This window comes from Pedobacter steynii (genome assembly GCF_001721645.1).
Lineage (GTDB): Bacteria > Bacteroidota > Bacteroidia > Sphingobacteriales > Sphingobacteriaceae > Pedobacter > Pedobacter steynii_A.
Window position 1 is genome coordinate 357975 of sequence record NZ_CP017141.1, and the last position, 23416, is coordinate 381390.

The following is a 23416-nucleotide window of genomic DNA, read 5'->3' on the forward strand; positions in this document are numbered from 1 at the left end:
AACCATAGCAATGTTTGAATAATTTTAAATGTATCGGAAAGTTTCAGACAGGAATGCGAGGTCACTCACCGATCAATTTTTTATGGCTTGTGCCCCAAACTTCTAATTCCATGATAACTGACTTCAATGCGTATCCAATTTCTGTCAGCTCATATTCTACACGTGGCGGTACTTCTGCATAAACAGTCCGGCTGATTATTTTATTCTCTTCGAGTTTACGCAGTTGCAAGGTCAACATCCTTTCAGTAATACCAGGTAATTTCTTCTTTAGTTCTCCAAATCTAAGTTTACCGCTTAATAGCCACGAACATATTACCAATGTCCATTGTCCGCCGATGATATTTGAGGCATATGCTTCCGAACATTCATCGCTCAGAGCAACCTTATTCGAGAAGTTGGTTGAGGTTTGCTTGATCTCACTCATTACTTACATTATTTATAGTACCTAACAATTGGCGGGTAATATACAAAAGTTTATGTGCAACCTTAACTTTGTCTTAAATACACGAATCATTGAAATATGAAAACTTTAATAATTGTTGTGCATCCTAATCTTGCTGAGTCTGTGATAAATAAAAGATGGCTTGATGAGTTGTGACCGACTTCACACTTAAAATGAATTGCAAAATGTAAGGTTATATAATTTAAAAAATTTAATATGGAATCACAGAAAAAACGAATCTTAATTGTGGGCGGTTATGGAATGGTTGGAAGTAACATCGCACGACTAATCAGACAAGCTGATAAGAGTATCGAACTTATTCTTGCAGGTAGAAATCCGCAAAACGGAATATCTTTAGCGAAGGAATTAAATCATTCAGAAACAGCCTATATCAATCTCGAAGAAGGCTTCGATCTAAGTGAATTTAAGAAAATTGACCTGATTATATCAGCAGTGGATGATCACAGTAATATATTAAGAGAAACTGCTATCTTAAATGGCATTGCATGTATTGCTGTAAGCGAATTAGCGGATCAAATTTCTCCCACAGCATTTTTGAGCCTTCACAAAACGATTGTTGCACCTATTGTATACGCAGGTCATTGGCAAGCGGGATTATTAACCCTTATGGTCAAACAACAAGCGAATAAATTCAGTCAAATAGAAACTATCGAACTTGCAGGATTATATGACCCAAAGGATAGCGTAGGGCCGTTAGTTGCAAACGAAGTTAGTGGTTTTGATGGTGAGGCGCTAATTCGCAAGGGGGGAAATTGGCTATCATTACAAGCAAAAGAAAACCCGAGAACTATTGATTTGCACAATCATTCATCAGCAATAGGTTACCCACTCAGCACGCTGGATGTTCCGAGTATAGCCGCTTTTACGAGTGCGAAAAATATTCGATTCGACTTTATTATAGGAGAATCTATAGGGACTAGTAAAGGCCTGGAAGCTTCCCATGAATTATACATTACTATTGATGGCACCCTACTATCCGGCGAAAAAAGAAAACTCAACACGATCGTATCCGGCCCAAAAGGAAATTCCCATCTCACAGCTGTGGGCGTATATTTAATCACAGAAAAGATATTGGGCCTGAATGGACAATCTGAACAAAAGATTGGGGGTTTGTATCTTCCAGAAACTATTATCTCAACTCATCATATCAGCAACCGATTAAAAGAATTTGGAATCGAAATAATTGAAGAAACCTTGGAAAGTATGTAGAACTTAATCAGGATATTCTAAGCACAATTTAACAAAGTCACAAAATTGAGCATGACTATTAAGACTAACAAATGGGCATATGAAACAGAGTATAAAACAAACAAAAATGAAAAACGCAACGATATTACACAAAGCCAACGAATTCGTAAAAAAGGGAAACTATGAAAGTTTTCTAGTCTATTGTACACAGGATACCAAATGGGTTTTTGTAGGCGAACGTATCCTTGAGGGTAGAGATAAAGTACGAGAGTATATGAAAGAATTCTATTTGGAACCGCCCGTGTTTACGGTCGAAAAGACCATTGAGGATGGTAGCTATGTAACCGTGACAGGCGAAATCACCTTGAAGGCTGCAAATGGAACCTATAACCACTATGATTATTGCGACGTCTGGCGCTTCGAAAATGGAAAAATTGCAGAATTGAAAGCTTTTGTCATAGAAAAGAAATCTTGACACATGAATCGTTAAATGAAACTGAATTGGCAATTGAGCGTAATAGGGCCACTAAAGCCTTACTACTGTAACGGAATTATAAATCTGTTAAGAGACGTTAATTAAAATAAGAATAGTAAAAACCGGAGATTTCGCAAGCCGCTAGTCATGTCATTAAGAAATTATAAGCCAATGCGCTTCGCTCAGACTGACTGCAAATTTAAGAACTTTACCGTAAGCGAAGTATGATATACCTCTTAATAATATCTCTTTGTGCTGTAAGTTCAAGCCTTATTAACGCTAAGCAGTAGATACTAAATGCCTTCTTCACAACTGCTACTTCGTAAGACAACCTGAGTAGCTACAAATACCAATAAATGCTATTTACGTTTAATAAAATACTTATATAATTGATTAAATAAATATTGATAATTTAAAATTAAATCATAAAATTTATATTGTGTGATTGGCCGATTCACAAATTAACCATTTGTAAACCATAATTTTAAATTCATTCCTAATGAAAGTTAAATATTTAAGCCTATTGCTGACAGGACTTATTTTTAGTTCTTGTGAAAAAGGTATTCAAAACTCCGAAAATCCGGGATCCCAACAGTTAACTGCTAAAACCAAATCTGATATTTCCATAGCAGCAGTTGGCGTGACCTTAAATGCCGATGGCCCGGGAAATACCTATAGTTTAATCAATAGCGTACTGGGCGGAACAGCTTATGAGGTACCTGATTGCGGACATGCACAGAACCACATTAGCGAGGTTTTTGATTCCGTACTCAACACCAATGTATTTGTATTTTCCGCACATGTTGCATTAGACGATGACAGATGTCAAGCCACCGATCGTCAGCGTACGGAAATTAAAACTTATGGCTCCTCTCCGGCGAACCTTAAAGCCTCTAATGGTGAAACCGTTACGTATCGCTGGAAATTTAAGATAGATGCTGGTTTTAAGGCTTCTTCCAGCTTTACCCATCTTCACCAGATCAAGGCCGGTGATGGTGATGATGCTGGAGCTCCTCTAATTACCATTACACCACGCTATGGGGCTAATAATACGGACAAAATGGAGCTGATTCACGTCAACTCTTCAGGTACAAGCACTAAAGTTAAGATTGTTAACCTGGCACCTTTCAAAGGCAATTGGGTAGAAGTTATAGAAACCATTAAATTTGGTTCTTCCGGAACTTATAACATCGCGATCAATAAAGTAAGTGATGGGACAAGTTTGTTATCCTATAGCAGTTCCAATATAGATTTGTGGAGATCAGGTACAACTTTTTGCCGGCCAAAATGGGGAATTTACCGCAGTCTGAATAATCCTTCCCAATTGAGGGATGAAGACGTTCGTTTTGCTAATTTTTGCATTGCAGAAGGAAGCGCTACCTGCCAATAGTTTTGCCTATAGGAATACCAAAGCACCTATCTTATTGCCTCACACTAAAGATCATCTTTAATCAGATAAAATTTTCAGCAAACAATTGCTTCTTAAAATTTAAAAACGAAAAAAAACCGCTTCTCTTTACAGGAAAGCGGTTTTTTAAGCTTGGACCCAACTGGGTGTTTCTCGAAGCATTTCCCAGCTAATTTATGTTTAGTCAGCGCTTTGGTCATTAAAGTTATCTGATAAAAACTATTAATATTATGAAGTAAACTAAAGCGCATTAACTGTAACGATGTTCATCTTATTTAAGATTTTGCTTAAAAAACAATTCTAACTTACCAAATGGGATGACATCGATCTTATCATATAAATCAACATGAACTGCATTTGGAATAATGAATAATTCTTTAGGCTCTGCAGCGATCTTATATATATCCTCACTGAAATAGCGTGAATGTGCATTTGCTCCTGCTATCAGCAGAATTGGTCTCGGAGAGATTTCTTTGATGTAAGATAACAATGGCATGTTCATAAATGATAAGGGATTGGTAACAGGCCATGCGCCATTTGAATTAACCGAATTGGGATGAAAGCCACGGGGACTGCGGTAATAATTGAAATAATCTACAATAAACTGGGGCTCATCTCCCTGCAATTTTTCAGGCAAATTACGAGGTCCATCAGCAGGTGCTCCTTTTTCGGCATCTTCCCAACGTTGTTGACTAATTTGTTCAAGCATTTTGGTGCGTTGCCCAAGTGTCATCGAGTCATTATATCCTTTCGACATAACCCTGCTCATATCGTACATGCTCGTAGTGGCAATTGCTTTCACACGTTTATCAACAGCCGCAGCATTTAGTGCCATACCGCCAAAACCACAGATTCCAATAATTCCTATCTTATTCCTGTCAACAAATGTCTGTAAACCAAGGTAGTCAATGGCTGCACTGAAATCTTCGGTATTAATATCCGATGACGCTACGTTGCGTGGCTCACCTCCACTTTCTCCAGTATAGGAAGGATCAAATGCGATTACCGCAAAACCGCGTTCGGCCATGATGTTAGCATACAAACCCGAGGATTGCTGTTTAACTGCGCCAAATGGTCCGCCAACGGCAAGTGCTGATAATTTTTCGTTTCCGCGGTTTTTTGGAAGATACAAATCGCCAGATAAGGTAATTCCATAACGGTTTTTAAAAGTAATTTTTTGACGTGTTACCTTATCGCTTAACTTAAAAGTATAATGATTTTGTGCTGTCAGCAGATTAATAGACATCAGCACTGCGATTATTGTTAGCATTATATTTCTCATTGTTATTTGTTTTATTTACTTCATTAAATTCTACTATTTGTTTGAGTATTTTTGCCGGAACACCACCTACTACGGTGTCAGCAGGGACATCTTTTGAAACTACGGCACCTGCGGCAACAATTGCGTTCTCACCAACGGTAACTCCCGGTAATATGGTGGAACCTGCCCCTATCCAGGCATTCCGTTTAATTAGAATAGGTTGGCACAGCATTCCTCGTCTTTCATCTGGCAGCAAAGGATGGTTTTCTGTCACCAGATTTACTCTCGGACCGATTAGAACATGATCTTCAAGCGTAATCCCGCCCATATCTAAAAAAGAGCATGCATGATTGATAAAAACATGTTTGCCGATCTTAATGAAGCGACCAAAGTTTGTGTGAAACGGAGCAAACACAGTTGTGCTCTTGTCTAATGCATAACCTACAATCTCACTTAGCTTCTGCCTGGTCTCCTCAATACTTGTCGAAGCGTTGAGTCCTGGAGATAGCGCCAGTGTACGATTAACTACTTCGTCTACTTTGTAAAATTCTGGATCTTGTAGATGGACCAACCCACCGCCCCGAAGTCTGTGGAAAATATCTTTCATACCACAAAACTCGGTGATTACCGCTTTCGTAGTTTACAATTATCAAACCGATGGTTAAGAATTTCAAACCGATGCTTCGCGAAAGGCAGTTGGATTCGTTCCCGTCATCTTTTTAAAAAAGTTGTTGAAATAAGTAGGATACTCGAAGCCTAGGGCGTATGCAATTTCGGCAATATTCCAAGCCGTATGTTGTAGTAGTGCTTTTGCTTCCGTGATAATGCGTTCAGTAATGTGGGCGGTGGTCGGTTTGCCAGTAATTTCTTTCACGGCCCTGTTGAGATAATTAGCATGGACATTTAATGCACCTGCATAATCCTGAGCTGTTTTAAATTGTAGCGGTCTATCGGTAGTTTCAATTGGAAATTGTCTTTCAAGTAGTTCAAAAAAGACAGAGGTAAGTCGTCCTGCCGCATTTTTGTGCTGATCGAAATTGGCCGATGGTTGTATTTTAAGGGCCTCGTGGATAATCAGGTTGATATAATTTCTGATCAGGTCGTCTTTATAAACATAGTTGCTCTTTTGCTCCTCAATCATTTTCAGAAAAATGGAGCTCAGAAAATCTCTCTTATCTTCATCTATTTTCAGTATTGGAGTACCTCCAATTTTAAATAAGGGTGAATGTTGCAGGCTTTCGCTACGCTCTGAAGCACTAAAAAAGCCGTCTGAAAAAAGCACGGTATAGCCTACATAAGTAGTAGAAAGTGTCTCCCAGGAATAAGGAATATGAGGATTACCAAAGAATAAAATTGTTCCTTCATGCTCGAAACTTCGATCCGCATAATGAACAATGCTTTTGCCTGTAGTGAGGCAAATTTTATAGAAGTCTTTACGATTATAAATACGAGTTGCCTGGCTATCAGCCTCCAGTTGCCATACGTTAAAGCCTTTTAACTTCAATTCATTGTTGAATTCTGATACCTGACGTCCGATTTTCGTAACCATTTCACAAAGTTAAGAAATTCAAATCAACTGCTGCTAATCCAATATAGAAATGGCACATTCTCTTTCATTTTCGACCTATTGCGGTTACCTGATAACCTTTAGGTAATCACTAACAAATTGTAAGCACATATGCTTTAATTTTGAATATGACATACCTTAAGTGAAATGCCCAGCATCATAGAGCAAAAAAAAGCGGGCAAACGACTTATCTAAGCGTTTGCCCGCCAGGGTGGCCCAACTGGGCGTTTCTCGAACCATTTCCTATCTGATTTAGGTTTAATCAACGATTTGGTTGAAAAACTTGAATCTAGTTAAAGGTGATTATAGAACTTAATGATTAGGTTATCTGATTTTTCCTTTAACAGTTTTCATCACACTATACTCGCAAAATCCATTTTCAATATATTCTATTTTATATTCTGATAGAAGTTGAGTAACTATTTGTCTGGTAGAATTTTCATCTAGACCAAGTTTTTCTCCAAGCTCTATTTCGTTACAACGTCCATTACTTTCTTTGAAAGCCTTAAAATATTTATCTTTATTTCTCATAAATTGATTGTTTTTTTTACCGCTATCATCATATGCGGACTAAATGGTAAAAGGTAGCTATCGTTTTCAGTGATCTGGATAAGTTCCATTAAGGTCTTTCTCTTTTTCATATCCAAAAGATTCAAAAAGTAATCTTTATCCAGCCACGCCATCCCCTCAACTGCATAGATATTTATATACGTCAAGTCCTGTTTCACAAATTCATCTTTTAACTCATTTGGTTTATGATAATATGCTTCCGCTAGAAGCCAGGGAAAATCATCTGGAGGATTATGAATGCCTGTTGTGAGCTCTTCTTTGCACATATTAAAGAAAGTACCTTTATGAATTAGCCCTTGTAAAAGCCCAACTAAAGTTGATGCCGTATAATTTATAGAAAACCCTAAAATAATACCGCCTATTTTTACAACTCGTTTGGCTTCACAAATCGCTTTTTCTCTGTCTTCTTTTTTTTGAAGATGATAAAGCGGCCCGTGTAGAATTATGATATCAGCAAAATTATCTGGGAAGTCTAAATTTCTAGCTTCTCCTAAATAAACGAAATATTTGTTTTTTAATTTACTAGCTCTATCCTTAGCTATTTGAATATGTTTAAGGACTGGCTCAATTAAGTATACCTCATGCCCTTTTTTTGCAAGCCATTCTGAATATTTACCTGTACCTCCACCAACATCAATTATTTTAGAGGATGTGAGTGGAACATATTTTTCGACGAGTGATTTAATTCTTTCAAATTCAAACACTCCCATACCTTTGTTCAATCTAGTTTCTTCGGATGCTTTATTATAAAAGAGTTCTATATCTCTACTTATTAACTGTTTACTATTCATCTTGAATATTTTTAAACTTTATCAAATTGCAGGAGATATTAATCATTTTGCAATGTGATAAAGTAATTGATTTGATAATCAATCTCTTTTTTTATTAAAAATTATTGGGTAAAAAATGATGCACATACTATCCGTTACATTTAGAATCAGGTGGTTCCAATGCATTAGGTCTTCAACTTAAGGAGGATTTCCTTACGAAGGTTGAATAATATGTCAGATATAGTATAACAGATCACAAAGGTAGAAATTAAGAATGATCATTTTTTGGTTTCTTTTTCAACTATAATGTTGTTTATTCAACATCAAGATACACATTGATAATATCATATGATACTATCAATGTGAAGTATAAAAGCTCCCCATACAATACAACTATTTAGACTTGTAACAAAACAAACCCAATTAGAATACCGTTACGGTTTTTGTAAAGAATTAACATAAATTCGTGACCGATAATAAAAAATCAGAAACAAAAAAAGCCGATTTTCTTATCGAAAAACGGCTTTCTTGCTTGTGGGCCATGATGGGCTCGAACCATCGACCAAAAGATTATGAGTCTTCTACTCTAACCAACTGAGCTAATGGCCCTGGTCTGTAGTTTTTTCTACAGGCCGCAATATTACAGCTTTTTTTTTATACCTCAAAATTTCTCTATTACCTATCTACAGCCTTTTATTAAAACCATTGATCTATAACACGATAATTTTCAGATGATCGAAGCAAACCGATAAATTTATTTTTTATTCCAATGTAACCTTAGTTCCGACAGCACGATCAAACTCCCCCTATATAAGGCCATTATTGATGAATTTGGCATCCACCTACTGCTTAGTCAAGCTTTTATCTGATTCCACAAATGAATTGATTTTGCGGGAACAATGTTCCATCTTTGGAGCGAATTTTGGAAACATCCTGATATGAAAGAAATAAAAAACATCATTTTTGATTACGGCAATGTAATCTTTGAAATCGACTTTAAAAGGGCACAACAAGCATTCGTAGAACTTGGCATTACTGACATAGAAACATTCTTCGCGCATAAAGGCCATCATGATATTTTCAATAACCTGGAAACCGCAGCAATTAGTCCGGCGGAGTTCAGAACCGGAATCCGGGAGGCATCCTCCAATAAAGAGATTACAGATGAGCAAATTGATGCTGCATGGAACAGTTTATTGATTGGAGTTCCACCCAATGTCCATGAAGTCCTATTAAAAGTAAAAGAGAAATACCGTACCTTTTTGCTGAGTAATAATAATGAAATCCATTATAACTGGATCGTGGACTACCTGAAAAGAGAATTCAATATGGCAGACAACAGCAGTCTGTTTGAAAAGGCATATTATTCCCAGCAGATGTTTTTAAGGAAACCACATGTAGAGATCTTTGAGAAAGTGCTGGCAGAGAACAACCTTGACCCAGAAGAGACGCTATTTATAGACGACAGTCCACAACACCTGACAGGTGCCAGACAAGCAGGCATGCATACTTTATTAATGACCAGACATCCTAAAGACCTGGAAGAAGTATTAACTGAGCACCATATATTATAAGGCTTCGTTAAAATATCGTAAATTGCAGGCCTAAATAAAACTCAAGTACGATGACGGAAAAAAGATTCAAAACTCTGAAAGAATTCTATCCATTCTATTTAACAGAGCATAGAAATTTAACCAGTCGTGTGTTACATTTTATAGGAACGGGCCTCGTTGTTCTTTCTGTATTTACAGGAATCCTGTTTCATGAATGGCGTTTCATTTTAGCAACGCCATTCCTGGGATATGGCTTTGCCTGGGTCGGACATTTCTTTTTTGAGAAAAACAAACCTGCCACTTTCCAGTACCCCCTCTTCAGCCTCGCCAGCGATTTTCTTTTATTCTGGGACTTACTCACAGGAAATCAAAGCTTTAAGGCGAAATAATTTTCCAGCATAGAAAAGGTCTATATCCATATAGATATTTGGTGTTTGCCATGAAATTGTGATATCCATAATTTTACCCCGACACTAAGATCATTTCGTTATGGAAAATAATAATACAAACAATCGCAAACTGACTACTGCTTCCGGGAGACCTTATGTAGACATGAAAATACACAATCCGTAGGGAGCCGGGGACCATTGTTACTTCAGGATTTTATCCTTCATGAGAAAATGGCTCATTTTAACCGGGAGAGAATTCCTGAACGCGTAGTCCATGCAAAAGGTACCGGGGCTTACGGGACATTTACGGTTACTCATGACATCACTAAATATACTAAAGCTAAAATCTTCAGTAAGATTGGCAATACCTGTAAAACATTTCTACGGTTTTCTACGGTAGGTGGAGAAAAGGGAAGTGCTGATTCTGAAAGAGATCCACGAGGGTTTGCCCTTAAATTTTACACAGAAGATGGCAACTGGGACCTTGTAGGAAACAATACCCCGATCTTCTTTATAAAAGATCCGAAAAAATTCAGTGATTTTATCCATACGCAGAAAAGAGATCCGAGGACCAATCTGAAAAGTCCGACGATGATGTGGGATTTCTGGTCATTAAACCCGGAAAGCCTGCACCAGGTAGTGATCCTGATGTCTGACCGCGGTACTCCTTTTTCTTACCGTCATATGGATGGCTTTGGAAGTCATACTTACTCTTTCATCAATGGCGAGAATGAACGGGTATGGGTAAAATTCCATTTCAAGACCCAACAAGGCATTAAAAACTTTACCGGCCCCGAGGCAGATGCCATGCGTACACAGGATATGGACCATTCTCAGCGTGACCTGGTAGAGGCCATTGATCGTGGAGATTTCCCTAAATGGAATGTAAAAATCCAGGTGATGACAGCAACCGAAGCTAAAACTTTCAGATGGAATCCATTTGACCTGACCAAAGTTTGGCCTCATGGAGAGTTTCCTCTGATCGATGTAGGTGTACTGGAATTAAACCAGATTCCGAGGAATTACTTCGCCCATGTGGAACAATCAGCATTTGCTCCGTCCAATACCGTAGATGGTATTGGTTATTCACCTGACAAAATGCTTCAGGGGCGTATCTTGTCTTATGCAGATGCACATCGCTACCGTCTGGGCGTAAACTACGAACAGATTCCTGTAAACAGCTGTCCTTTTATGGTAAACAATTACCATCGTGACGGGATGATGCGTGTAGATGATAATGGAAATGAGGAGCCAAATTACTACCCTAACAGCTTTGGAGACGTAGTTCCGGACGAAAGCTATAAAGAGCCGGCATGGGAACTGGATTCTAATGTAGCAGACTGGTACGATAGAAATGCAGGTCCGGGCGATAACGATCATTATACTCAGCCGGGAGATCTTTACCGTAAAGTATTGAGTCCTGAAGATAAGGTAAATCTGGTGAACAATATTGTGGGTGCCATGAGCGGCATCAGTGGTCCGAAAAGGGCACAGATCATCAATTTACAATTGTGCCATTTCTTCAGAGCAGACATTCAATTGGGAATGGCCATTGCAAAGGGGCTTGGCGTTGATGTGGATCAGGCTATGGCCAGCAAACACAGCTAATACAGCATAAAAAAGCCGGTTTGATGAATCAGACCGGCTTTTTTATACTTTATATTTTACAGATTATAATTTTCTGCGTTGTTTTTCTTTGATGATCAATCCAAGTTCTCTGCTCGTTGCACCTGCAATAGAGGTATTTTCCTGCGCTCTTCTGAAAAGATAAGGCATTACCGCTTTAATTGGCCCGTAAGGAACGTATTTAGCAACATTATAGCCTGCATCAGACAAATTGAAGCTTAAGTTATCACTCATTCCCAGCAACTGCGCAAAATAAACATGGGGGTGGTTATGGCCGATCTGATGTTGATCTAACAATTCTGCTAATAAACGACAGCTTTCTTCATTGTGTGTACCGCAAACAATGGCAATTTCATTGATATGCGCCATGCAATAGTTCAAAGACTCATTATAGTCCCTGTCTGAAGCTTCTTTATTTGGTTGGATCGGCGATAAATACCCCATCTCTTCGGCTCTTTTTCTCTCTTTCTCCATGTATGCTCCACGAACCATTTTAACCCCAAGAATGAAACCTGACGCTTTAGCAATCAAATGATCTGCTTTTAAGTCGGCCAGTTTATCATGACGGTACATCTGATAAGTATTGTAAACGATGATACTTTCCTTATTAAATAGTCGCATCATGTCCATCGCCAGCTCATCAATGGTATTCTGAATCCAGGTTTCTTCCGCATCTACCATAATCGGCACATTTTTATCGAATGCCCTTCTGCAGATCTTTTCACATCTGGCTTTTACTTTCTCAAATTCTGCCTGTTCTGCTGCTGTTAATTCCTGTTTGGCATCCAGTTTCTCCAATAGTCCGAAGCGGCCGATACCAGTCACCTTAAAAACGGTAATTGGAATGCGTTTATCCCCCGCAGCCCTTTCTATTGTTCTGATGATCTCCTCACAGGTAAAGTCGAATACCGACTCCTGCTCTTCTCCTTCTACTGAATAATCTAAAATGGTACCTACATGACCAGTTGTAAGCTGCTGAATAGTATGTTCACATTCTGCAATTGTCTCTCCACCACAAAAATGTTTAAAGATGGTTGCCTTGATGATTGATTTTATTGGTAAACCGATATTCAGAAAAAAATTAGTGATTGGCGGGCCTACTTTGGTTAGGAAATTACTGCTGATCACTTTAAAAAGCCAGTATCCAGCATTCAGTTCTGAATTTGATTTATTGCGAAAAGCGATTTCGGTGTTGTCAAAATTCAAGGTTTTTTTGGGAAAAGTTTCCATTTAAATATTATGGTTAGTCAAATTGCATGCAAAAGTATAAATTCCACGGCTATACATGGTACAACACTTTATAAATAATTGTAATTTTGCTGGTATAATGATAGAATTCAAATTAGAAGGCGAATTTATTCCCCTTATTCAGTTGCTAAAAGCAACCTCACTGGTACAAAGTGGCGGCGAAGCACAAACCGTTGTTGAAGACGGCCTGGTAAAATACAATGGCAAGGTCGACTATCGCAAGCGGTTGAAAGTTCGTGTGGGCGATGTAATTGATTTTATGGGACAGAAAATAACAGTAATTTAATGAACGTAATAGAAAGCTCAGGCCATCATATTCATTTTGAATCCGAACTTGCTCCCTTAGCAAACCTGATAGAAGCGGGTAAATACAGTAAAGTATTTGTTTTTACAGACCGCAATACCTCCGAGTTCTGTCTGCCTTTTTTCCAGGAAATGTTGGGAGATTTTACAGGATTTGACCTGATTGAAACCGATCCGGGTGAAGAAAACAAGAACATTGATTTCTGTATTGGTATATGGAAAACTTTACTTGATTTTGAAGCAGATCGCAAATGTCTAATGATCAATCTGGGAGGAGGAGTCATTACAGATATGGGGGGCTTCATTGCTTCTACCTATAAACGTGGCATTGATTTTATCAATATTCCGACGACCTTACTTTCTCAGGTGGATGCTTCCGTAGGTGGCAAAACCGGGATTGACATTGATAATGTAAAGAATATGGTAGGTACTTTTTCGCTGCCACAGGCTGTTTTCATTGAAAGTTCTTTCCTGAATACCTTACCTGAAAGAGAATTACTTTCCGGATTTGCAGAAATGATCAAGCATGGTCTGATCGTAGATGGTGCCTATTACCACAACCTGAAAAGCGCCGACTATAAACATATCGAACCAATTGCCATCCGCCGTTCTGTAGAAATCAAAAATGAAGTCGTAACGGAAGATCCACAGGAAAAAGGACGTCGCAAGATTTTAAATTTTGGTCATACCATCGGGCATGCGGTAGAAAGCTATTCACTGATCAACGACAAGGCACCTTTAACACATGGCGAAGCCATTGCCGTAGGGATGATCTGTGAAGGCTATTTATCCAGTACCAATAACACCCTGAGCGAAGCAGAACTGGAAGACATCACGAAGTATATTCTGAGCCTTTACCCTGCCTATGAGCTCAAAAGTAAGAGCTTTACGGACCTTTTAGGCTTCATGCAAAGCGATAAAAAGAATGAACATGGACAAATTCTGTTCTCTCTGTTGAACAAAATCGGTGCCTGTGATTACAATTGTATCGTTACGGAGAAGGACATCCTGGAGAGTTTAAGCTATTACAACAATCAGGTTAAATAACTGTTACAAGTGATTTAGCAGCAAATTTTAGCAATAAAATTACAGGTTTAAAATCTGTATAAGTAGCTAATGTTTTGTTGTACAGCGAATCAGGGTTACAGCACAATAAATAATTTTTTTTATTAAAGTATTGACAAATTAAATTTTGTTAGTACATTTGGAAAAACGAAAAAGAAAAAAACATCGCATGAGAAATGTTACTACATATTGGTTTGGTTACTTCTACTACTTTAGTAAGAGCCGGGACTGATATGCAACAAAAATCATAAGATAAAAATGTATATAGAAAGTCCCGGCCTAAAGCCGGGACTTTTTTTTGTTTAATGCAAAAACCGAAACCTGCAGAAGTACAAAAACAGCCTTCCGCAAGCTTCAAGACCACAGAAAACTCAACAGCAAAAATGAAACAGAAAAAAACAAGAGTAGCGATTCAAGGTATTAAAGCGTCATTTCATGAAGAAGCCGCTTTCAAATTCTTCGGAAAAGACATTGAAACCATAGAATGTAATTCTTTCAAACAGACTTGCGACAGTCTGGAGAGAAAAGAATCGGACTTTGTGATCATGGCCATCGAGAATTCTATTGCAGGAAGTCTTCTACCCAACTATACCTTAATCCGCGAGTACAATTTTGCTGTTGTAGGAGAAGTATATTTACCGATTCAGTTGCACCTGATGGCTTTGCCAGGCGTAAAATTTGAGGACATCAAATATGCTACCTCCCACCCTATTGCGATTCGTCAGTGTGTTGACTTTTTTGACGATTTCCCTCACATTCAGGTAATTGAGAGCAATGATACTGCAGCTTGTGCCAAACGCATTAAAGAGGAACAATTAACAGATACCGTAGCCATTGCCAATACCCTGGCTGCAGAATTATACGGGCTGAATATCATTGAAAGAAGAATCGAGTCCAACAAAAAGAACTATACCCGTTTCCTGGTGCTAAAACAAGACAAAACAGAAGATTTGTTAGAGATCAATAAAGCTTCCATCTGTTTCCAGGTAGGCAATCATGTAGGTGCACTTTCCAAGGTCCTCAACATATTTGCAGATCAGGATGTGAACCTAACCAAAATCCAAAGCATGCCTGTCCTAGGAAAAAGAAACGAGTATTATTTCTACGTGGATATGGAATGGAGCAATATGGAACAATATGATAAAGCCATCCGCCAGACTTTAAAATACACCGTAAATTTTAACATTATGGGTGAATACCTGAAAAATGATAAAGTATAAAAAATAGAAAACACCTTCATAAAACATACAAAAATTAAACCCCAAAAAAATGAAATTACAATTGAACATCCAGCCATTAAATACCTGGCTTAACACCAACAACGAGCCATTAATTATCTCAGGACCATGCAGTGCAGAAACTGAAGAGCAACTGTTAACAACAGCACATTTATTGGCTGCAACCGGAAAAGTATCGGTTTTGAGAGCTGGAATATGGAAGCCACGTACCCGTCCGGGAGAGTTTGAAGGTATCGGCAGCATTGGATTAGAGTGGTTGAAAAGAGCAAAAGCTGAAACAGGATTGCCTACTGCTGTTGAGGTTGCCAATGCGAAACACGTAGAGGAAGCTTTGGCTGCTGGTGTAGATATTTTATGGATTGGTGCACGTTCAACTGTAAACCCATTCACCGTTCAGGAGATTGCGGATGCTTTAAAAGGTGTTGACATCCCGGTATTGGTTAAAAACCCGGTAAATCCTGACCTTCAGTTATGGGTTGGCGCATTGGAGCGCATCAACGGTGCCGGAATCACTAAGTTAGGTGCCATTCACCGTGGTTTCTCTTCATTTGAGAAAAGCTCATTCCGTAACGAGCCAATGTGGGAACTGGCCATTCAATTGAAAACTTTATGCCCTGACCTTCCGATCATCAACGATCCAAGTCATATCTGCGGTAACCGCGAATTAATCCCTTACATCTCTCAAAAAGCACTGGATTTAGACATGCAAGGTCTGATGATCGAATCGCATGTTGATCCTTCAGTAGCCTGGACAGATGCAAAACAACAAGTTACCCCTGCTGCATTAAGCGAATTGGTGGAACGTTTAACTGTACGTGAACCAGAATCTCAAAACGAAGCTTTTGTAGATCAACTGGCTGATTTGCGTAAGCAGATTGATAAAATCGATGATCAGTTGTTACAGAAATTAGGAGAACGTATGGCCATCGTAGGTAAAATCGGTGAATTCAAACGTGACAACCAGGTAACGATTTTACAGGTAAACCGTTGGGATGCCATCATGAACAAAGGAATTTCATTTGCTAAAGCGCTAAAATTAGACTTGAACTTTACAGAGAAATTCTTAGAATTGGTTCACGGTGAATCTATCCGTAAACAAACAGAAATTATGAATGCCGGCAAAGCAGAAAAAGGCCTTGCGGCAGAAACACATACAGAAGTTAAGTCTTAATAATGAGTAAGCATGCACTTGTTTCTTTTACCGGAAACAAAAAAATCCATACAGAGATTGCGCTTACGGGCTCTAAAAGCGAGTGCAACAGGGCATTAATTATCAGTGCGGCAAGCAAAGGTTCGGTAAAAGTCGACAACATGTCTATTGCAGCCGATTCGGTAACACTAGACCGCATTTTAAAACAGGTTTCCGCCTCAGATCCACATCAGCAAACTGTTGATGTGGGCCCTGCAGGTACGGCAATGCGCTTCTTAACCGCCTATCTTCCTACTCTTCCAGGTCAGTTTTTACTCACCGGAACGGAACGGATGAAACAGCGTCCGATTGGTATTCTTGCAGAAGCTTTAAAAGCAATTGGTGCGGAAATCAGCTATGCGGAAAAAGAGGGTTTTCCTCCTTTAAGCATTACCGGCCCTTTAGCTCAAAGCAAGGGAACGGTTCAGATCAAAGGAGACATCAGCAGTCAGTATATATCTGCATTGTTAATGATTGCCCCTACTTTGGAGCAGGGATTGACTTTACAGATTGAAGGCGAGCTAACCTCTCTTCCCTATGTAAATATGACCCTGAATATGCTGGAAGAAGCAGGAATCCAACATGCCTGGGGTGGGAATAATATCAGCATCAAACCGCAGCCTTTCAAAGCGGCAACACTGGTGGTAGAGCCCGACTGGAGCGCAGCTTCCTACTGGTATAGCATTGCCTGTTTAGCAGAAGAAGCAGAAATTTCTTTACCCTATTTAAAGGAAAAAAGCTTACAGGGTGATAGTAGAATCAGGTCGATCATGACTGCATTTGGTGTACAGACTGTCACTACAGCTACAGGCCTCACCTTAACCTCTTCAGCTACAGATTTCAGCGATGAAATTTTAGACCTTAAAGATTGCCCGGATTTAGCACAAACCATTATCGTATGTGCTGCCGCTTTAAAGAAAAACCTATCCTTTACCGGACTGGAGACCTTAAAAATCAAGGAGACAGACCGAATTAAAGCTTTGCAGAATGAACTTGCAAAAATTGGTGTAATTTTAAGCGAAAACAATCTGGTTTACACTTTGAATTGTGAAGGACTTCATTTCCCCGACAGCGTGACTTTTGGCACCTATGAAGATCATCGCATGGCGATGGCCTTTGCTCCGCTCAGCCTTTTGATTAAAGAGGTGATATTGGAAGAAATGGACGTAGTAGAGAAATCTTACCCTGACTTCTGGAAAGACCTGAAAAAAGCAGGTTTTACTGTTGAAGTGATTTAAATTAACCTATAAAAACGAACAAAAATGGCAGGTAATACATTCGGACAACTATTTCGCATCAGCACTTTTGGGGAATCCCACGGTGCCGCTATTGGTGTTATATTAGATGGTTGTCCGGCACAATTGCCAATTGACCTGGATTTTATCCAGTCAGAATTGGATAAGCGCAGGCCAGGGCAATCGAAAATCACTACGCAAAGGAAAGAAAGTGATACCGTTCAGATTCTTTCGGGAACATTTGAAGGTAAAAGTACCGGTACTCCTATTGCGATGCTGATCCCGAATGAAGACCAGCGTAGTAAAGACTATAGTCATAATACCGATATTTATCGTCCTTCTCATGCAGATTACACCTATGATGCAAAGTATGGCATCCGTGACCACCGTGGTGGTGGGCGTTCCTCTGCAAGAGAAACTGCTGCCCGCGTTGCTGCAGGAGCCATTGCCAAATTGCTGTTAAAGCACCACGGCATTGAAATCTTCGCCCATGTGTCTGCCGTAGGACGTATCATTGCGCCCAACCTGGAATCGTCCTTAACTGTAGATCAGCTTTTGGAAATCAGGGAAGAGAACATTGTACGTTGTGCAGATCCCGCAACCGCGAGAGAAATGATTGAATGTATTGATGGCATCAGAAAAGATGGGGATACCATTGGGGGTAAAGTTAGCTGTATCATCAGAAACTGTCCTGTTGGACTGGGTGAGCCTGTATTTGACAAGCTACATGCAGATCTGGGTAAAGCGATGCTCAGCATCAATGCTGTACATGGTTTTGAATATGGATCCGGATTTAGCGGAAGCGAAATGAGGGGATCAGAACATAACGACATCTTTATTCCCGGCAATGAGGCGCCAAAAACATTAACCAACTTCTCCGGGGGAATCCAGGGAGGTATTTCAAATGGAATGGAAATCAACTTCACTGTGGCATTTAAACCTGTAGCAACCATCATGCACAATCAGCAGACCATTAATGCTGCTGGCGAAGCGGCAGAGATCAAAGGTAAAGGCCGTCATGATCCATGTGTAGTGCCGCGTGCGGTAGTTATCGTGGAGGCGATGGCTGCTTTGGTGTTGGCAGACCAGTTACTCAGAAATAAAAGCAGCAAATTGGATTAACAAAATTTAGATGCAAAAAAAAGGCGTTCTGTAATGGAACGCCTTTTTTTTGTCTTATTATTTTCTAGAATATCGCAGGGTATTTCACAGCATTATGATCGTGCATCATCTGATATACTGTTTCTACTACGTCGTCTACAGATGGTTTACTGAAATAATCGCCATCAGACCCATAAGGAGGACGATGTGCTTTAGCACTCAGCGTTTTAGGCTGTCCATCCAGGCTATAATAACCTTTTTGCTCTTCTAGAATCTGTTGCAGAATAAATGCGGTTCCACCGCCTGGTACATCTTCATCAACCACTAATAATTTATTGGTTTTGCTCAAAGATTTAGCGCAAAGCTGGTCTGTATCAAAAGGCAACAGGGTTTGTGGATCGATGATTTCTACCGAGATACCAAACTGAGCCAGTTCTTCTGCTGCTTCTTCCACTATTCTAAGGGTAGAACCATAAGATACGATTGTCAGGTCAGATCCTTCTTTGATGAGCTCCGCTTTACCTAAAGGAACTGTAAACTCCCCTACATTTTCAGGAAGTTTTTCCTTCAGCCTGTATCCGTTAAGGCATTCAATAACCAATGCAGGTTCATCAGATCTGAACAGGGTATTGTACATTCCCGCAGCCTGAGTCATGTTGCGTGGTACGCAAATGTGCAATCCACGTAAAGATCCAAGAATCATTCCTATCGGTGATCCGGAATGCCATACTCCTTCCAGTCTATGTCCGCGGGTCCTGATGATTACCGGCGCCTTTTGTCCAGCTTTGGTACGGTAAGATAAGCTTGCCAGATCATCACTCAATACATTTAACGCAAAGAGCAGATAATCCAGGTATTGAATTTCGGCAATTGGTTTCAAGCCACGCAATGCCAATCCGATTCCCTGACCAACTATCGTCATTTCACGGATCCCCGTATCTGTGATTCGCAGGTCACCATATTTGGCTTGCAATCCGGCAAAACCCTGATTTACATCACCAATCGCGCCTAAATCTTCACCAAAGGCAACCAGACGAGGGTCACGGCCAAAGTTTGCATCAAAGCAAGCATTTAACAGTTCTCGTCCATCCACCATTTTACTGGATTCTGTGTATTCAGGCTCAAGTACGTTCACTAAAAACGGACTTTCGTTACCATCTGTAAACAGTTTTGACGTATAACGCTCCAGGTTCATTCCACTTTGTTCGTTGTACCACTCCAACAGCGCATTTCTATTGTCCGATGGGTGTTGCAGGCTTAAACGCAATGCTTTTCTGGCAGAGGAAATTACTTCTTTGCGTTGAGCATCCGGCGTATTGGCCAGCTGAGTAGTAATTTTAATCAGCGCAGGGTTTCCTTTTGCCAAAGTATTGATCAGCTCAATGGCCTGATCTTTTTCTGTTTTTATATCAGCCAGGAATTCATTCCATGCTTCTTTCTGTGTTTCACGAACAAATTTCTTTGCTGTATCTTCCAGGGCAACCAGTTCTTCCTCAGGAATAATGGCAGATTCGATCATCCATTTGCGCATCTGGGCAATACAATCGTATTCTTTCTCCCAGTCTAAACGGTCTTTATCTTTATATCTCTCATGTGAGCCTGAAGTAGAATGACCTTGCGGCTGCGTCACCTCTGTTACATGAATCATGACCGGAACATGTTCTGTTCTGCAGACATCAATGGCTCGCTGATACGTTTCACATAAAGCCGGGTAATCCCAGCCTCTTACTTTATATATTTCGTAACCAGCTGCATTTTCATCCCGTTGGAAGCCTTTCAGAATCTCTGAGATGTCTTCTTTAGTGGTTTGATATTTTGCAGGAACTGAAATCCCATAAGCATCGTCCCAGATGGAAATTGCCATTGGAATTTGTAATACACCGGCAGCATTGATGGCTTCAAAGAATACTCCTTCCGAGGTAGAAGCATTACCAATCGTTCCAAAAGCCACTTCATTTCCATTTACGGAGAAGTTTTTAAGGTATTCCAATTCCGGATTCTGTCTGAATAATTTCGAAGCATAACCTAATCCGACTAACCTGGCCATTTGTCCGCCTGTAGGAGCGATATCGGATGAACAGTTTTTCATCGCGGTAAGGTCTTTCCAGCTTCCGTCCTCATTAATGGAGCGGGTAGCAAAATGACAGTTCATTTGTCTGCCTGCTGAGGCAGGTTCAGCTTCAACGCTAGGGTTGGCATATAGTTGGGCAAAAAATTCTTTGATGGTACAAATGCCTGTAGCAAATGCAAAAGTCTGATCTCTGTAATATCCCGAGCGCCAATCTCCATTCTTAAAAGCTTTGGCCATGGCGATCTGAGGAATCTCCTTACCATCACCAAAAATACCAAACTTAGCCTTACCTGTTAAAACCTCCTTACGACCTAATAAACTGGCTTGTCTACTTTCAAAAGCTATTTTATAATCGTTTACCACAATGGTTTTGAAGTCCTCAAAACTTAACTCTGAAGCGTCAATGGGATTGGTAGTAGGTTTTATATCCGGCATCATAAGCAATATTAGTTAGGCGACAAAGATACATAAAATCTAAAGTATGACTTATGGCTGTCGGGTAATTTATATATTGGAATACTTTTTGATTTATGAATCAAAAGATTAAATTTGCTTTAAAACACCATAATCATGAAAAAGTTATTACTATTATTTACATTAATTTTAGGAGTAAGTGTTGCAACTAACGCTCAAACAAAACCTGCTGAGTTCAAATTTGAAAAAGAGCTTCACGATTTTGGTAAAATCCCATTGAACAAAGCTGCGACGGTTGAATTTAAGTTCACCAATGTTGGCGATCAGCCATTAATTCTTACTAAAGTAGAGACTACTTGTGGATGTACAGTCCCTGAATATACCCAAACTCCGGTTAAAAAAGGAGAATCAGGTGTAATTAAGGTTACCTATAACCCAACTGGTGCCGCTATGCCATTTAGCAAAAGCATTACCATTTCTTCCAATGCAAAAACCACTACTAAGGTGTTGTATATTAAAGGAGAAACTGTAGCTGCCAGTACCAAGTAAAATTTTTAAAGATATTTCTTATTAAGACCTCGTTAATCAACGAGGTTTTTTATTTTTGCGACATGCCTAACATTTCAGAAAAAGGGATACAAATGCCCGCCTCGCCGATTAGAAAACTGACTCCATTTGCTGATAAAGCAAAGAAAGATGGTAAAAAAGTCTATCATTTGAATATTGGTCAGCCCGATATTGCTACTCCAGAGGGCATGTTAAATGCCATCAAAAATATTGATTTCAATGTTTGGGCCTATACCCCATCAGAAGGTACTTTATCCTATAGAAGCAAATTAGCTGAATATTACAATAAACTGGGTTATAACATTACCCCTGAAGACATCTTAGTGACTGTAGGTGGATCTGAAGCGATTACCATTGCCATGCAGACCTGTGTCAACGAAGGTGATGAGATCATCATTCCTGAGCCTTTTTATGCGAATTACAATGGTTTTGCCTGTATGAGTAATGTAGTGGTAAAACCAATTTTGTCTTATATTGAGAACGGTTTTGCACTCCCTCCTATTGCGGAGTTTGAAAAACTGATTACAGATCGTACTAAAGCGATTATCATCTGTAACCCGAATAACCCAACCGGTTATTTATATTCTAAAGAAGAACTGGAAGCATTAAAAGCATTGTGTCTGAAATACGACTTGTTTTTGTTCTCTGATGAGGCTTACCGTGAGTTCTGCTATGATGGAAAAGCGTTTATCTCTCCAATGCATCTGGACGGAATCGACGAAAATGTAGTGATTATGGATACCGTATCCAAAAGATACAGTGCCTGCGGTGCAAGATTGGGCTGCCTGATCACCAAAAATAAAGAAGTGATCAAATCGGGATTAAAGTTTGCTCAGGCAAGGTTAAGTCCGGGTATGGTGGAACAGATTGCCGGTACCGCAGCCGTAGATACTCCTGATAGTTATTTTGAAGCAGTAAATAAAGAATATACTTTACGCAGAGATACGATTGTAAAAAGATTAAATGCAATCGAAGGTGTTTTCTGTCCGAATCCGGGTGGTGCATTTTATGTAGTAGCTAAACTTCCGATTGATGATGCTGATGTTTTTTGTCAGTGGATGCTGGAAAGCTTTGAGCATGAGGGACAAACGGTAATGATGGCTCCTGCTACAGGATTTTATTCGACCGCTGGTTCAGGAAAAAATGAAGTAAGAATGGCTTATGTCCTGAATACTGATGACCTGAATAAATCAATGGATTGTCTGGAAATTGCATTAAAAAAGTACCCTGGTAGAACATTAGCGTAATTTTTTGTATATTTGTTGTTCTAACAATGGGGCCGTTTTGGATTTGACAGGGTGGCGCTACGTATGTTAGCATGCAGTGCGTTGTACGGAGAGCACTTTAAAGAGAACGTTCACACTATAATTGGCGAAAATAACTACGCCTTAGCTGCCTAATTTAGAATTAGCTTAGCTTTTGTCCCTCTGACTGCTGCGATGTTAGGTTAGAATATGGGGCATCGAAATAACAACGCTGGCCGCTGTAGGGTACGATACAGTAGCGAGATAAAGTACCTAAGGAAAAAGGCAAGGTAGGTTTCCGGCCCGTCTGCTCCCGAAAATTAAATGGAAAACAAGCATGTAGAAGGCATAACTTATCACACAACTGGACAAGGGTTCGAACCCCTTCGGCTCCACAAACAACAAAGAAAACGGCTAAGAATTAATTCTTAGCCGTTTTCTTTTTACGGCATCTTAGCGTTAAAATTTATT

21 protein-coding genes, 1 tRNA gene, 1 other RNA gene and 1 pseudogene are annotated in these 23416 nt (G+C 39.6%); 15 read left to right on the plus strand and 9 right to left on the minus strand.

What is annotated here, in order from left to right; genetic code table 11:
• Nucleotides 1-61: 61 nt before the first annotated feature.
• Nucleotides 62-424 carry a winged helix-turn-helix transcriptional regulator gene (locus tag BFS30_RS01580; protein WP_069377667.1) on the minus strand — a complete coding sequence of 121 codons (363 nt, stop codon included), beginning with the start codon at nucleotides 422-424 and terminating at the stop codon, nucleotides 62-64.
• Between the two features lie 234 nt (nucleotides 425-658).
• On the opposite strand from BFS30_RS01580, the gene BFS30_RS01585 reads away from it, so the two are divergent.
• The 3 genes from BFS30_RS01585 (at nucleotide 659) to BFS30_RS01595 (ending at nucleotide 3516) form a co-directional block, all read left to right on the plus strand.
• The gene (locus tag BFS30_RS01585) at nucleotides 659-1672 is read left to right on the plus strand and encodes a hypothetical protein (RefSeq protein WP_069377668.1); all 1014 of its coding nucleotides are present in this window, start codon (nucleotides 659-661) and stop codon (nucleotides 1670-1672) included.
• A gap of 79 nt (nucleotides 1673-1751) precedes the next feature.
• Nucleotides 1752-2126, plus strand: a complete 375-nt coding sequence (locus BFS30_RS01590) for a nuclear transport factor 2 family protein (RefSeq protein WP_237028695.1) — start codon at nucleotides 1752-1754, stop codon at nucleotides 2124-2126.
• A 499-nt stretch (nucleotides 2127-2625) separates the two neighbouring features.
• Nucleotides 2626-3516 (plus strand): heparin lyase I family protein, encoded by an 891-nt coding sequence (locus BFS30_RS01595; RefSeq protein ID WP_069377669.1) that lies wholly within the window; start codon nucleotides 2626-2628, stop codon nucleotides 3514-3516.
• A gap of 289 nt (nucleotides 3517-3805) precedes the next feature.
• On the opposite strand, the gene BFS30_RS01600 is transcribed toward BFS30_RS01595, so the two are convergent.
• The 6 genes from BFS30_RS01600 to BFS30_RS01625 all read right to left on the minus strand — a co-directional run bounded on the left by BFS30_RS01600 (nucleotide 3806) and on the right by BFS30_RS01625 (nucleotide 8311).
• A complete protein-coding gene (locus BFS30_RS01600; protein WP_083251903.1) occupies nucleotides 3806-4816 on the minus strand; it encodes an alpha/beta hydrolase in 1011 nt (336 codons plus the stop codon).
• Nucleotides 4770-5402, minus strand: coding sequence for a DapH/DapD/GlmU-related protein (locus tag BFS30_RS01605; RefSeq protein WP_083251904.1), 633 nt, complete (start codon nucleotides 5400-5402; stop codon nucleotides 4770-4772). Before BFS30_RS01605 ends, BFS30_RS01600 begins: the two co-directional genes overlap by 47 nt.
• A 63-nt stretch (nucleotides 5403-5465) precedes the next feature.
• Nucleotides 5466-6344: a helix-turn-helix domain-containing protein gene (locus BFS30_RS01610; RefSeq protein ID WP_069377671.1), complete on the minus strand. Its 879-nt coding sequence runs from the start codon at nucleotides 6342-6344 to the stop codon at nucleotides 5466-5468.
• 342 nt (nucleotides 6345-6686) lie between these two features.
• Nucleotides 6687-6893 (minus strand): hypothetical protein, encoded by a 207-nt coding sequence (locus BFS30_RS01615; protein ID WP_069377672.1) that lies wholly within the window; start codon nucleotides 6891-6893, stop codon nucleotides 6687-6689.
• Complete coding sequence (locus tag BFS30_RS01620; protein WP_069377673.1) at nucleotides 6890-7723, minus strand: class I SAM-dependent methyltransferase; 834 nt, start codon at nucleotides 7721-7723, stop codon at nucleotides 6890-6892. Before BFS30_RS01620 ends, BFS30_RS01615 begins: the two co-directional genes overlap by 4 nt.
• Before the next feature lie 514 nt (nucleotides 7724-8237).
• Nucleotides 8238-8311 (minus strand) — tRNA-Ile (locus BFS30_RS01625).
• Nucleotides 8312-8640: 329 nt separating this feature from the next.
• Between BFS30_RS01625 and BFS30_RS01630 the strand changes: the two genes are divergently transcribed.
• From BFS30_RS01630 to BFS30_RS01640, 3 genes and pseudogenes are all read left to right on the plus strand, one after another.
• Nucleotides 8641-9276, plus strand: a complete 636-nt coding sequence (locus tag BFS30_RS01630) for an HAD family hydrolase (protein WP_083252272.1) — start codon at nucleotides 8641-8643, stop codon at nucleotides 9274-9276.
• A 50-nt stretch (nucleotides 9277-9326) separates the two neighbouring features.
• On the plus strand, nucleotides 9327-9644 hold the full coding sequence (locus BFS30_RS01635) for a DUF962 domain-containing protein (protein ID WP_069377675.1): 318 nt from the start codon (nucleotides 9327-9329) through the stop codon (nucleotides 9642-9644).
• A gap of 100 nt (nucleotides 9645-9744) precedes the next feature.
• Nucleotides 9745-11252 (plus strand): annotated as a pseudogene (locus BFS30_RS01640) (catalase).
• A 63-nt stretch (nucleotides 11253-11315) separates the two neighbouring features.
• On the opposite strand, the gene BFS30_RS01645 reads toward BFS30_RS01640, so the two are convergent.
• Entirely contained in the window at nucleotides 11316-12500 is a 1185-nt protein-coding gene (locus BFS30_RS01645) for a proline dehydrogenase family protein (protein ID WP_069377676.1), read from the minus strand.
• Between the two features lie 97 nt (nucleotides 12501-12597).
• Here BFS30_RS01645 and BFS30_RS01650 point away from each other — a divergent pair, with 97 nt between their 5' ends.
• The 6 genes from BFS30_RS01650 (at nucleotide 12598) to aroC (ending at nucleotide 18670) form a co-directional block, all read left to right on the plus strand.
• Nucleotides 12598-12804, plus strand: coding sequence for an RNA-binding S4 domain-containing protein (locus tag BFS30_RS01650; RefSeq protein ID WP_069382236.1), 207 nt, complete (start codon nucleotides 12598-12600; stop codon nucleotides 12802-12804).
• Nucleotides 12804-13868, plus strand: a complete 1065-nt coding sequence (gene aroB / locus BFS30_RS01655; RefSeq protein ID WP_069377677.1) for a 3-dehydroquinate synthase — start codon at nucleotides 12804-12806, stop codon at nucleotides 13866-13868. The genes BFS30_RS01650 and aroB overlap by 1 nt, the downstream gene beginning before the upstream one ends.
• A 401-nt stretch (nucleotides 13869-14269) precedes the next feature.
• The gene (locus BFS30_RS01660) at nucleotides 14270-15106 is read left to right on the plus strand and encodes a prephenate dehydratase (protein WP_069382237.1); all 837 of its coding nucleotides are present in this window, start codon (nucleotides 14270-14272) and stop codon (nucleotides 15104-15106) included.
• A gap of 49 nt (nucleotides 15107-15155) precedes the next feature.
• Nucleotides 15156-16295 (plus strand): chorismate mutase, encoded by a 1140-nt coding sequence (locus BFS30_RS01665; RefSeq protein WP_069377678.1) that lies wholly within the window; start codon nucleotides 15156-15158, stop codon nucleotides 16293-16295.
• Between the two features lie 2 nt (nucleotides 16296-16297).
• A complete protein-coding gene (locus BFS30_RS01670; protein WP_069377679.1) occupies nucleotides 16298-17551 on the plus strand; it encodes a 3-phosphoshikimate 1-carboxyvinyltransferase in 1254 nt (417 codons plus the stop codon).
• 24 nt (nucleotides 17552-17575) lie between these two features.
• Nucleotides 17576-18670 carry a chorismate synthase gene (gene aroC / locus BFS30_RS01675; RefSeq protein WP_069377680.1) on the plus strand — a complete coding sequence of 365 codons (1095 nt, stop codon included), beginning with the start codon at nucleotides 17576-17578 and terminating at the stop codon, nucleotides 18668-18670.
• A gap of 64 nt (nucleotides 18671-18734) precedes the next feature.
• On the opposite strand, the gene BFS30_RS01680 is transcribed toward aroC, so the two are convergent.
• Complete coding sequence (locus BFS30_RS01680; RefSeq protein ID WP_069377681.1) at nucleotides 18735-21158, minus strand: alpha-ketoacid dehydrogenase subunit alpha/beta; 2424 nt, start codon at nucleotides 21156-21158, stop codon at nucleotides 18735-18737.
• A gap of 132 nt (nucleotides 21159-21290) precedes the next feature.
• Between BFS30_RS01680 and BFS30_RS01685 the strand changes: the two genes are divergently transcribed.
• The 3 genes from BFS30_RS01685 to ssrA all read left to right on the plus strand — a co-directional run bounded on the left by BFS30_RS01685 (nucleotide 21291) and on the right by ssrA (nucleotide 23343).
• A complete protein-coding gene (locus BFS30_RS01685) occupies nucleotides 21291-21683 on the plus strand; it encodes a DUF1573 domain-containing protein (protein ID WP_069377682.1) in 393 nt (130 codons plus the stop codon).
• 62 nt (nucleotides 21684-21745) lie between these two features.
• Entirely contained in the window at nucleotides 21746-22948 is a 1203-nt protein-coding gene (locus BFS30_RS01690) for a pyridoxal phosphate-dependent aminotransferase (RefSeq protein WP_069377683.1), read from the plus strand.
• Between the two features lie 28 nt (nucleotides 22949-22976).
• Nucleotides 22977-23343: a transfer-messenger RNA gene (ssrA, locus tag BFS30_RS01695) on the plus strand.
• The last annotated feature ends 73 nt before the right edge of the window (nucleotides 23344-23416 follow it).

Coding starts and splice junctions, on each gene's coding strand:
- BFS30_RS01630 (WP_083252272.1), top strand. CDS start 8,641: ATGAAAGAAATAAAAAACATCATTTTTGATTACGGCAATGTAATCTTT.
- BFS30_RS01680 (WP_069377681.1), bottom strand. CDS start 21,158: ATGATGCCGGATATAAAACCTACTACCAATCCCATTGACGCTTCAGAG.
- BFS30_RS01685 (WP_069377682.1), top strand. CDS start 21,291: ATGAAAAAGTTATTACTATTATTTACATTAATTTTAGGAGTAAGTGTT.
- aroC (WP_069377680.1), top strand. CDS start 17,576: ATGGCAGGTAATACATTCGGACAACTATTTCGCATCAGCACTTTTGGG.
- BFS30_RS01610 (WP_069377671.1), bottom strand. CDS start 6,344: ATGGTTACGAAAATCGGACGTCAGGTATCAGAATTCAACAATGAATTG.
- aroB (WP_069377677.1), top strand. CDS start 12,804: ATGAACGTAATAGAAAGCTCAGGCCATCATATTCATTTTGAATCCGAA.
- BFS30_RS01660 (WP_069382237.1), top strand. CDS start 14,270: ATGAAACAGAAAAAAACAAGAGTAGCGATTCAAGGTATTAAAGCGTCA.
- BFS30_RS01620 (WP_069377673.1), bottom strand. CDS start 7,723: ATGAATAGTAAACAGTTAATAAGTAGAGATATAGAACTCTTTTATAAT.
- BFS30_RS01665 (WP_069377678.1), top strand. CDS start 15,156: ATGAAATTACAATTGAACATCCAGCCATTAAATACCTGGCTTAACACC.
- BFS30_RS01595 (WP_069377669.1), top strand. CDS start 2,626: ATGAAAGTTAAATATTTAAGCCTATTGCTGACAGGACTTATTTTTAGT.
- BFS30_RS01650 (WP_069382236.1), top strand. CDS start 12,598: ATGATAGAATTCAAATTAGAAGGCGAATTTATTCCCCTTATTCAGTTG.
- BFS30_RS01615 (WP_069377672.1), bottom strand. CDS start 6,893: ATGAGAAATAAAGATAAATATTTTAAGGCTTTCAAAGAAAGTAATGGA.
- BFS30_RS01635 (WP_069377675.1), top strand. CDS start 9,327: ATGACGGAAAAAAGATTCAAAACTCTGAAAGAATTCTATCCATTCTAT.
- BFS30_RS01590 (WP_237028695.1), top strand. CDS start 1,752: ATGAAACAGAGTATAAAACAAACAAAAATGAAAAACGCAACGATATTA.
- BFS30_RS01690 (WP_069377683.1), top strand. CDS start 21,746: ATGCCTAACATTTCAGAAAAAGGGATACAAATGCCCGCCTCGCCGATT.
- BFS30_RS01645 (WP_069377676.1), bottom strand. CDS start 12,500: ATGGAAACTTTTCCCAAAAAAACCTTGAATTTTGACAACACCGAAATC.
- BFS30_RS01670 (WP_069377679.1), top strand. CDS start 16,298: ATGAGTAAGCATGCACTTGTTTCTTTTACCGGAAACAAAAAAATCCAT.
- BFS30_RS01585 (WP_069377668.1), top strand. CDS start 659: ATGGAATCACAGAAAAAACGAATCTTAATTGTGGGCGGTTATGGAATG.
- BFS30_RS01580 (WP_069377667.1), bottom strand. CDS start 424: ATGAGTGAGATCAAGCAAACCTCAACCAACTTCTCGAATAAGGTTGCT.
- BFS30_RS01605 (WP_083251904.1), bottom strand. CDS start 5,402: ATGAAAGATATTTTCCACAGACTTCGGGGCGGTGGGTTGGTCCATCTA.
- BFS30_RS01600 (WP_083251903.1), bottom strand. CDS start 4,816: ATGAGAAATATAATGCTAACAATAATCGCAGTGCTGATGTCTATTAAT.